Raw genomic sequence first — 9,638 nt, forward strand, 5'->3', positions numbered from 1 at the left:
TAGTCGGGAGTAGAAATATGTCTTAAGCTTTACTTCGACTGCTATATCTTTGGTTCGGTATTAGTCGCGACGGGGAAATTGAAAAGCGGAGGAATAATAGCGAATGGAAGAATTAATGACTCTCAAGGAATTGCTCTACGAAGGCAAAATCCCTGAAGCCCTGGAACTGATTGAAGAATTGGAGGAGATGAGCAAATCGGATAAACTGAATAAACTATTTAGTTACGGAATTATTCTCCTGTTACATCTAATTAAAAAAGCGGCTGAGAAACGGACGACTAAATCTTGGGAAGTATCAATACGTAATTCTGTTAAACAAATTCAACGAACTAATAAGCGCCACAAAGCGAAAGGAACTTATTTAACCGAAGAGGAATTATTAGAAACTTTAGAAGATGCCTATCAATCCGCACTAGACCGCGCTTCATTAGAAGCATTTGAAGGAAGTTATGAAGCTGAAGAAATTGCTAAAATGGTGGAGCGGGAGGAAATCATAAAAACAGCAATGGATTTGATTTTATAGGGCTATCAGCAATCCGTTATCAGCAATCAGCAATCAGCAATCCGTTATCAGCAATCATTTAAGTAATTGTTATCATTCTTGACGCCCTATTCCCTATTCCCTATTCCCTATTCCCGACTCCCGACTCCCGACTCCCGACTCCCGACTCCCGACTCCCGACTCCCGACTCCCGACTCCCGACTCCCTTTGCTACAAATATTAGCATTGATTACATCGATAAACTTAACTGAGAGCCAAGGGATGTCTTAGATACTTCAATCCTGGTCTGAAAGGCTTCTTTAAACTGAGGCATATGAGTCACGGTTAAAATACAAGCAAAATCGGATGCGATCGCATTAATTGCTGCAATCAATCGCTCACACCCCTCGGCATCTTGGGTGCCAAACCCCTCATCCACAATCAACATTTGTAAGGATGTGCCTGAGCGTTGAGCCAACAGTTGTGCTAATGCCAGACGAATGGCAAAATTAATCCGAAATGCTTCACCACCGGAATAGGTTTCATAAGGTCTAGTACCAGTGGCATCAGCAATTAATATATCTAAGGTATCAATCAGTTTGGTTTTTTTCTTAGAAGACCGACTCCCTGCCTTTTGGGTAACAATTTGGATGTGTAACTGATTCCCGGTCAGTCTAGCCAAAATTTGATTGCTTTGGGCTTCTAGTTGAGGCAAAATATTCTCTATCATTAGTGCCTGGATGCCATTTTTGCCAAATGCGATCGCTAATTCCTGATGCACCCGATATTGCCGCTGGAGTTGTTGCAGCTTTTCGAGTTGCTGTTGATACTGAGTTTGTAGGGATTCCAGTTGCTGCAACCGTTGTTGGAGACGCCCCTGCTGGGATAGTTGTTTATCCATTTGCCGTCGGCGCTGCTTCATGCCCTGTTCTAAGGCTTGGATGTCCCTAGTGACATCAGGACTTTGTTCCATTTGCTTGACAATGTCCTCAATTTGTGTATTAACCTCCTTGAGATTAGAGCGTCTGCTCTGGAGGGTTTGATTTAGGTTTGCCAAGCGTTGACCGACTTGGGGCTGTTGCTCTTGGGCAGTTTGTAATTCCTGATAAGGCAGTTGCCAAGATTGGGCTTGACGCAAGGAGGCTCTAACCTGATTATGAGCATCCAAGTTATAGCCAATCTCAGCTATGTATCGATCCAGCTGATCCAATTGCTGCTTCAACGGGGAATTCGTTTGTAACTGATGCACTGAGCCTTGAAGAGTATCCAGCTTCTCTTGCAGCTGTGGTTTCTGGGCATCAATTTTTTCCTGACGCCGCCGTGCTTCTTCTAGCTTAGCCGAGTGGATTTCAGCCCAGCGCCACCGGTCAACTTCCCCCCGTGCTAGAGCATGGGTTTGTTCGTCGTAGTTGAGCTGTTGGACTCGGAGGTCGAGTTGCCTGAGTTCTTCGTGTAACTCTACCCCATAACCAGGAATACTAAGGGATTGTTGCAGTTCTTTCTTTTCCTCTGATACTTCATAGAGTCGGTCGTAAACTTCGTCAGTGGCTTCTAGTTGTGCTGCTAGTTGTCCCCGTTGTTCTAGCAACTCTTCATAAGGAGAGAGTTGTTTGGAAATTTGGGAGTATTCATGGCGCAACACCTGAAGTTCTCGTTCACAAACTGTTAGCTGCTCTCGTACTACCCAGAATTGATCTTGAACATCCTTGTGCTCAGCAGTAGTTTTCTGAATCACCCGGTCAGAATGGGCTGCATCTAGAGGCTGCTCGCATAAGGGACAAACTGCGTTCTGAACTTGCAGCAATTCGATTTTTTGGGTCAGTTCCCCCAGTAATTTTTCATAGCGACGTTGGTTTTCGTGGAGGCGTTCTCGAAAGCCTCGACGTTCTAGTCCTTTGTCCTGTAACCGAGACAGGTAGACCCGCTTTTTCTCTAATTCCCCAAGTTCAGCCTCTAACTGAAGTGCGGCCTGTCTCAGCTGAGGTGTTGTTGCTACTTGCTGGGATAACTGTTTTTCAGAAGAGACTAGTTCTTCTAATTTGGCACTGAGTCTGGCTTGAACCCGGTCAAGTTCGCTTTGGATAGACCCACGGCGTTGCAACAAGGGAGAGACTTCTAGTTGCAGATTATCTAGCTGCTTGAGGCGTTCACGAGCTTGGTTAAGTTGTGCCAGGGCTGTAGCCACTTGCCCTGAACGGGAGAGAGTATCTTTAATATCTTGCTCTTGAGTACCCAAGGCTTCGAGTTGAGCTTGGATATCACGGATTTGGAGATTATGTTGATTAATTTCTTGATTGAGCTGCTGTTGAAGTTGTTGTCGTTGCTGTTGCGCTTTCTGATAAGTCTGTAATTTTGCGGCAAGACTTTCTTCAAGTTCTTGTAGCTGGAGGTATTCGGCATAACCAGCAGTAATTTGTTGGTCTTGAGAGAGTAGTTCAGAAAGTTGTTGTTGTTGAGCAACAGCAGTAGCAATGTCTTGTTGTATGCGATCGCAATCTTGAGTAAGATTACGATATTGTGTCCTCACAAAGTTTAGCTGTTGTTCCCAGCTATTCCGCTGATGTCCAACAGCTTGTAGTTGTTTGAGTTGTTGCGCGTCTTGGTCTTGGTCTTGTTGCAGCTGGTGTAAGGCAGTTTCCAGGGTAGCTGTTTCTTTTGCGATCGCATCCCGTTCTCCCAGTTGTTCCTTAATACCCTGCAAACTTTGTTCTAGCTGTTCTACTTGACCTTTCAACTGCTTTGACAAATCCTTTGCCTGGTCTGCCAATTTTTCGTACTGGTCTAGTTTGAGCAAATCTGCCAGAATTTGTTTCCGTTCACTGGGACGCCTGACCATAAACTCATCGGCTCGACCTTGACGCAGGTAAGAGGAGTTGATAAAGGTATCGTAATCTAGCTTCAGATTCGCTATTATTAATAATTGAGTTGCTCGTACTCCTTTCTGGCTTAAAGACTTAAAACCATTTGGTGTTTCCACTTGAAACTCTAGGGAACTCCCCTGTTTTCGGTGGCGAGTCCGAATAATTCGATGGGTTTGTTGATTATTTTGAAAAATAAAGTCTACTCGGACTTCCTTCGCCCCAGTATTGATAACATCGTTTTCCGAAGCAACACGGCTTTGTCCCCAAATTGCCCAGGTAATGGCTTCTAGCAAGGACGATTTCCCGGCTCCATTCTGACCACAAATACAGGCAGTGTGAAGACCGCGAAAGTCTAGAGTTGCGTCGCGGTAGCTGAGGAAGTTTTTTAGAGTTAGTTGGATAGGAATCATCTAGGTTCCACAAGCCTTACACACTTTGATTAGTGTAGCGACGTATATATCAGTTTTCTAGGTCTTGAACACTCATTTTTACAAAAATTAATAATTCCTCAGTAAGCAAAAAGTCTTAGCTAGACCATCAGTGGTCAGCGGTCAGCGGTCAGTGGTCAGTGGTCAGCGGTCAGCGGTTAGTGGTCAGCGGTCAGTGGTCAGCGGTCAGTGGTCAGTGGTCAGTGGTCAGTGGTTAGCCGTCAGCCGTTGGCCAATGGCTGAGAGCTGATAGCTGAAAGCTGATAGCTGAGAGCTGATAGCACCTCAAGTAGCGTGCGTGGCACAGGCTTCTAGCCTGTGAGGTAGCGCATATGCTTACGCCATTTCGGTTTTGGAACCATGTTCCATAGTGAACTCGATCAGGCGTACTATTAATTTAAGTAGGATGAATCTAATCGGACATCGAAACTGGGGTAAACATTATGTCAAAAGCTACGGTGCAATATACAACCAAGGATTTAAAGGAACTCGGCTTTTTCGTTGAAGTCCCCGGCAGAACCGACAATGCCAAAAACAGAGCTAAAGCCCTCGAAGAGATTCAACGGCGGATGGAAGACTCAGAAGACACTACGGTCAATGAGGATAGCTTTGCCGATGGCTTGAGTGCTGAGGATTTGATTTTAGTTGAGCCACTAGCTACCGATAGTAAAGATGGTGAGGAAGCAGAGATTATTCAGTCAGTAAAAGCGATCGCATCTTTAGCAAGTTTAAGGGTGAATTTGGAACAAGCTTACCAACAAGCAGTGGAATTACGGCCAGTGATCGAAGCCTTATTTTCCCCAGACCCCCTGACACCGGAACATATGAAACTGGCAACGGATAGAAATTTTGCCAAAACCTTAACAAAATTTGCTGAAGCTAAAGCCGCTCACGATCAGTATTTACCCATTGCCAAAGAAGCTTGGGAAATATTAGCTCCCGCTTTGCCACCATCTCAGCATCAAGCTAATCCTCTAGGCTCGGAAGTAGTAGAGCATACTGAGAGTAATGGCAAAAAGGGTGTGGCTGTCCATGAGTCATGAAACCTATGCCTAGAGGCAGGGGCTTCTAAAATTGTTTTCTAAAATTGTTTAGGTGGGGAGGGTTGAATCAGTCCCTATGCCGGATGTAATGGTATTTTTTTACTTTCCCCTCTTCCCTACTTCCCACGTCCAGAATTTTTCCCAAACCTGGCCTCTTGGACGCTGCTACCAATACCCTGAATTACACCACGAACTACTAGACCAATACTTCTACCAAAGACTTGGGTCAACAGATACACCACACCATTACCAATCCAAGTAACAGCCGCTTGCACACGGGGAGAAAGAGCATCCCGTAGCTCATAGGCTAACGTCACAGCTAGCTGAAAACCTCGTAGCCGTTCTAATTCCCGACGCCGGGGAGCATAGATACTGGTTTGTTTAATGCCAGTGTCAGTTAGGATAAATAAATCATATCGACTCTCGAAAATTGCTTGTGGCTCACCAAATAATTTATCTTGGCGATATCGCCAGGAGAGATTATTGCGAAATCGAGCAATTTCCCGAGATGACATCAGATTTTTATGATAAAAATTTACCTTAATACTTTCTACATCTGCCAATTGATTTAATAACGGTTGAATCACCCCATTACCGATTTGGATAATTAAATTGTCCAGGATAAATTCTGACCGTTGAATTGCTTCGGGGGTGTGAGCTGGATAAGAGACATTATCAATGATTAATGAGCTCTCAAATAGTCGATGACCTAATAAATCAATTACTAGAGGAATTTTATCAAGAATTTCTTTTTTGACGATGGGATAGTTACCAAGCAAAATAGTGACAACTTCTAGTTGAGTATTGTCCGTGTACAAGGTATAATACTTTCCGAAGAAATCTGTAACTGATGCTTCCCACAGATCTTTCAGAATCAGCTGTTGCTTCTGAGGTAACTGTTCCAGTGTTACTTGAGACAAGCGCAAATCTTCAACCAGCTCTTCAAAGGTTTGGAAGACTAAACCAAGTAACTCTGCTCTTTTCTCTACTTGGAGAATGTCAATTTCTAGGGGAACACCAGAGAGGTTGGATAAACCAGATTGAAGTTTTACCATTGTCCGGTTCATTGTCCGGTCAAATATCTGCTCAACTAGTGGTGGCTTAGGGCTAAGCTGGGATTGAGCCATTGGCGCAACAGTCAGTGACCTTTCCGGTTTAGGCATTGGGACTAAGGAATTGTCCCGTGACGGTTCCACCAGAATGATGCTAGCAGGTAATAGCTGATCCGCCAGCCAACGGGCTACCAACAGTTCTCGACGGCGTCCAGTCCAAAACAGCCAATCCCAATTGGAAAGACGAGGATTTTGCAGCTGACTATTGACCTGGGCTAAAGCCGCTTCAAATTGTTGGAATCCTGATTTACGCCACTGTTGATACCAGGGAGCAAAACCTGCAGCTTTATAAGATACAGTAGGTAAGTTAGACAGTGTCTGCCAATAGGATTGACCCTCAATAATTTGACCAATGGCTTCAACAATGGTAGAGATCGCTACTCCTTTGGGGCAGTACCCATTTACACCCAATGCTTGAGCTGCTGCTAGTACAGTGGGTTGAGATTCCCTGGTCAGTAGTAAGATTGGCAAGTTAGGGTACTCCTGCTGTAATCGCTGACACAGTGGCAATCCTGATAAGGCTATCCCTTCACTTGAATTAGGGGGATCCAAAGCTAGTTCCAAAATTGCCAAATCCACGGAGTTGGTCGCCTCTAGTGCCGCTAATCTTGATAGGGCTTCTGTACCAGTATCAGCCTCAGCTACAACTAGTAGATCCTCGAAGGCTTGCAAGGCAGTCCTTATACCCAATCGGAATACTGGGTCATCATCAATCAGAAGGATATGAGTTATGCGATCGCTCATCTGGAGATAGCCTATAGGAAATGGCTTATGGCTAAAGCCTGTAAACCAATGAACGCTATGAACAATTAGCCGTTGAAGCTAGCATAACATTACCTTTTGTGGCTTGGGGGCTGAGGAACCGACCCGCTGGAGCAGGAATCCAGGTTAATTGTTAATTGTTAATTGTTAATTGTTAATCGTTAATTTAAAATTATTAATTCTCAATTAACGATTAACGAAATTTGATAATAACTGTTCAGATTAAATCAGTTTAACGCCCAATTCTTGGTCTTTGCTTAGGCTTGTGCTTGTAGCTGTTCCTGTGATTGGGCTAGCTGCTCCTGTAGCTGTTCGTGTGATTGACCTTGTAGCTGCTCCTGTGATTGGTCTAGCTGTTCGTGTGATTGAGCTAGCTGCTCCTGTGATTGAGCTAGCTGCTCCTGTGATTGGGCTAGCTGCTCCTGTGATTGGGCTTGTGTTTGTGGTTGTAGCTGGTCTTGTGATTGGGCTAGCTGCTCCTGTGATTGGGCTTGTGCTTGTGGTTGTAGCTGTTCCTGTGATTGGGCTTGTAGCTGTGCTTTCTCTGGTTTCGGTGCCTTGGGTTTTTTCTCAAATACTTGAATGCCTGGTTGCTCTACCCGAAACCCTTTGTTAATTTTCGCTCCCAGTTTGCCAGTAATAACAGCGACCCACATGGAATACATCTCATTAGCAGTCGTGATTTTTTTCCAAACTTTGGGTTTGACCTTAATCGTAAAAATCGTGCCATCACAATCAACATTAAATTCCTGCCAGCCGTTTTTAACAGTTTTTACTGTAGGTAACTCGTTGATTTGGATAATTATTTAAAAACTGCCATTAATTATTACCTTTTTTTGATTTTTTAATTTACTGGTTTCATCAGCTTTTTGAATACTCATTATTTCAAGCATGGGCAGCTCCTTTGGTAATCACAGTGATTTGTTTTAGGAATATGGTTAAGACAATAACTACAGCAAATATATCAGCTATAAAAATGCTGATTTAGCCAACTTTTTCCACTAACCGAAACCCCTTGGGTCAAGATGTTATACTGGTCAGGGGGAAGTCAGCAGAAGTCAGTTTGGTAGGCATAAGGAAACAGTGGTTGATCTTTTGTCTAAAGACCACCAATCCAGAGACCTTTTCCAGCCATCCCATGTCAACTGACTGACTTATTTACTCTGTGATTTTGCATTTTCTCATATTTTTATGATTTCAAAAGCGACTGCATCAAAAATGTTAGGTAAGTTTGAGAAAGTCAAAAAAACCTAATGGTTCTGGATTTGACCGATATGCAGTGGTATTCGCATCTTATTTGGAAATGCCTACTGGATATGAGAGTCATTGAATAAGTATTTTTGCTTAGGAATTTTGATAAGTATTCAGCTATCAGCGTGTCGCGTATCAGCGTGTCGCGTATCAGCCATTAGCTTATGGGCTATGGGCACGCTACTTTAGGAATAGCTTTTGAATACAATAAGCTGACCACTGATATCAAATCCGGTTGAATAACCATACTTCCTGGTGAGGGGAGCAGGGGAGCTTCCGGTGCAGGGGAGCAGGGGGAGAAAGATGTTGTCTGGATATCGTAAGTGTGGGCAATTATCCGGATTTGATATGACCACTGACGGCTGACCACTGACGGCTGACCACTGACGGCTGACGGCTGACGGCTGACGGCTGACGGCTGACGGCTGAATGCTTACGAATTTTTAAATCTTTTCTGCTGAGTAAGGCTTCTAGAATTTAGATGCCTTTGCCATGAACCGATATGCGATCGCGCTCCTCATATCATGTCAGGATAATTACCCTTAATAAAAATCGCTCCCATCTCCCCATCTCCCCATTTCCCCATCTCCCCATCTCCCCATCTCCCCATCTCCCCATCTCCCCATCTCCCCATCTCCCCATCTCCCCATCTCCCCATCTCCCGACACTTGCCATATCTAAACTCTGATAACTATTGGGGGGATTCCATCAAAGCGGCGCGTCAAAGAGCAGCGCGCCGCCATCCAAAACCTGAATCAGATTGAGCTTAGGGCTTCGAGTTAGCCTACTGCTAAGCATTGCTGCAGATCAGCAATGCTATTAACGTTTTCTAAAATTAACTCGGGACACATCCGTTTAATTAAGCCAGTCAGCACCTTACCTGGTCCGACTTCCACCACTTTCTCAATCCCTTCCACTGGTAGCCTCAGAGAAATTTCTCGCCATCGTACTGAACCAGTAATTTGAGACTGGAGTTGATGTTTTAAGGTAGCTGCCTCGACCGTGGGTACAGGGTCCACATTCGATAATACTGGTACCTGGGCGTCAGCAAAGGGGACAGACAGCAAGAGTTCCTGGAACTGAGCCGCTGCTTCAGCCATTAAGGGAGAATGAAAGGCACCGGACACTTTTAGAGGAACAGCCCGTTTCACTTTAATCTGACTCAGCAAATCCTGAACTGCTGTTGGTTTACCTGAAATTACCACTTGAGCAGGACTGTTATCATTAGCAATAACAACATCCTGTATCTGCTGGATTTTTTCTTCAAGTTCTGGGCGTTTGAAGCCAATCAGAGCAACCATCATGCCATCAGAAGCACTATCCATCAATTTAGCCCGATGTTGGACTAGGCGTAGCCCTGCCTCAAAGTTAAATACTTTGGCAGTGTAGAGGGCAACATATTCTCCCAAGCTGTGACCCGCTACTAGATTGGGTCGTTCCCCTTGTTCCATGAGCAGATCAGCCAGGATACTCTCAACTACGTATAAGGCAGGTTGAGTGTAGAGGGTTTGAGATAACTGATCGGACTCCCCTTGACAAATATCTAGGACAGACCAGCCTAAAATTTCCTCAGCTTGCTTAAACTTAACCTTTGCAGACGGCAGGTCTAATAAGTCCACTCCCATACCTGGTACCTGGGAACCTTGCCCAGGAAACACCCATGCAGTCTTTATCATTTATTTATTATTTATTGGTCCTCA

At 44.5% G+C, this 9,638-nt stretch carries 9 protein-coding genes; 4 read left to right on the forward strand and 5 right to left on the reverse strand.

Annotated elements, in window-relative coordinates:
- The first annotated feature begins 103 nt into the window (after positions 1–103).
- Positions 104–523 carry a DUF29 family protein gene (locus tag F6J94_RS24105; RefSeq protein WP_293019914.1) on the forward strand — a complete coding sequence of 140 codons (420 nt, stop codon included), beginning with the start codon at positions 104–106 and terminating at the stop codon, positions 521–523.
- A gap of 78 nt (positions 524–601) precedes the next feature.
- Positions 602–772 carry a hypothetical protein gene (locus F6J94_RS24110; RefSeq protein WP_293044823.1) on the forward strand — a complete coding sequence of 57 codons (171 nt, stop codon included), beginning with the start codon at positions 602–604 and terminating at the stop codon, positions 770–772.
- On the opposite strand, the gene sbcC is transcribed toward F6J94_RS24110, so the two are convergent.
- Positions 732–3,752: an exonuclease subunit SbcC gene (gene sbcC, locus F6J94_RS24115; protein ID WP_293044825.1), complete on the reverse strand. Its 3,021-nt coding sequence runs from the start codon at positions 3,750–3,752 to the stop codon at positions 732–734. The two genes, F6J94_RS24110 and sbcC, sit on opposite strands and share 41 nt — an antisense overlap.
- 130 nt (positions 3,753–3,882) lie before the next feature.
- Here sbcC and F6J94_RS24120 point away from each other — a divergent pair, with 130 nt between their 5' ends.
- On the forward strand, positions 3,883–4,020 hold the full coding sequence (locus F6J94_RS24120; protein ID WP_293019920.1) for a hypothetical protein: 138 nt from the start codon (positions 3,883–3,885) through the stop codon (positions 4,018–4,020).
- A gap of 193 nt (positions 4,021–4,213) precedes the next feature.
- Positions 4,214–4,813, forward strand: coding sequence for a hypothetical protein (locus F6J94_RS24125; protein WP_293044827.1), 600 nt, complete (start codon positions 4,214–4,216; stop codon positions 4,811–4,813).
- A 116-nt stretch (positions 4,814–4,929) separates the two neighbouring features.
- Here F6J94_RS24125 and F6J94_RS24130 read toward each other — a convergent pair whose 3' ends face one another.
- The 4 genes from F6J94_RS24130 to fabD all read right to left on the reverse strand — a co-directional run bounded on the left by F6J94_RS24130 (position 4,930) and on the right by fabD (position 9,614).
- Positions 4,930–6,669 carry a DUF3685 domain-containing protein gene (locus tag F6J94_RS24130; RefSeq protein ID WP_293044828.1) on the reverse strand — a complete coding sequence of 580 codons (1,740 nt, stop codon included), beginning with the start codon at positions 6,667–6,669 and terminating at the stop codon, positions 4,930–4,932.
- Between the two features lie 275 nt (positions 6,670–6,944).
- Positions 6,945–7,343 carry a hypothetical protein gene (locus tag F6J94_RS24135; protein ID WP_293044830.1) on the reverse strand — a complete coding sequence of 133 codons (399 nt, stop codon included), beginning with the start codon at positions 7,341–7,343 and terminating at the stop codon, positions 6,945–6,947.
- Positions 7,344–8,455: 1,112 nt separating this feature from the next.
- On the reverse strand, positions 8,456–8,596 hold the full coding sequence (locus F6J94_RS24140) for a hypothetical protein (protein WP_293044832.1): 141 nt from the start codon (positions 8,594–8,596) through the stop codon (positions 8,456–8,458).
- A gap of 121 nt (positions 8,597–8,717) precedes the next feature.
- Entirely contained in the window at positions 8,718–9,614 is an 897-nt protein-coding gene (gene fabD / locus F6J94_RS24145; RefSeq protein ID WP_293044834.1) for an ACP S-malonyltransferase, read from the reverse strand.
- Positions 9,615–9,638: the final 24 nt, after the last annotated feature.

The organism is Moorena sp. SIO1F2, assembly GCF_010672755.1.
Classification (GTDB): Bacteria; Cyanobacteriota; Cyanobacteriia; order Cyanobacteriales; family Coleofasciculaceae; genus Moorena.

Coding starts and splice junctions, on each gene's coding strand:
- F6J94_RS24130 (WP_293044828.1), bottom strand. CDS start 6,669: ATGAGCGATCGCATAACTCATATCCTTCTGATTGATGATGACCCAGTA.
- sbcC (WP_293044825.1), bottom strand. CDS start 3,752: ATGATTCCTATCCAACTAACTCTAAAAAACTTCCTCAGCTACCGCGAC.
- F6J94_RS24135 (WP_293044830.1), bottom strand. CDS start 7,343: ATGTGGGTCGCTGTTATTACTGGCAAACTGGGAGCGAAAATTAACAAA.
- F6J94_RS24105 (WP_293019914.1), top strand. CDS start 104: ATGGAAGAATTAATGACTCTCAAGGAATTGCTCTACGAAGGCAAAATC.
- F6J94_RS24140 (WP_293044832.1), bottom strand. CDS start 8,596: ATGGGGAGATGGGGAGATGGGGAGATGGGGAGATGGGGAGATGGGGAG.
- fabD (WP_293044834.1), bottom strand. CDS start 9,614: ATGATAAAGACTGCATGGGTGTTTCCTGGGCAAGGTTCCCAGGTACCA.
- F6J94_RS24125 (WP_293044827.1), top strand. CDS start 4,214: ATGTCAAAAGCTACGGTGCAATATACAACCAAGGATTTAAAGGAACTC.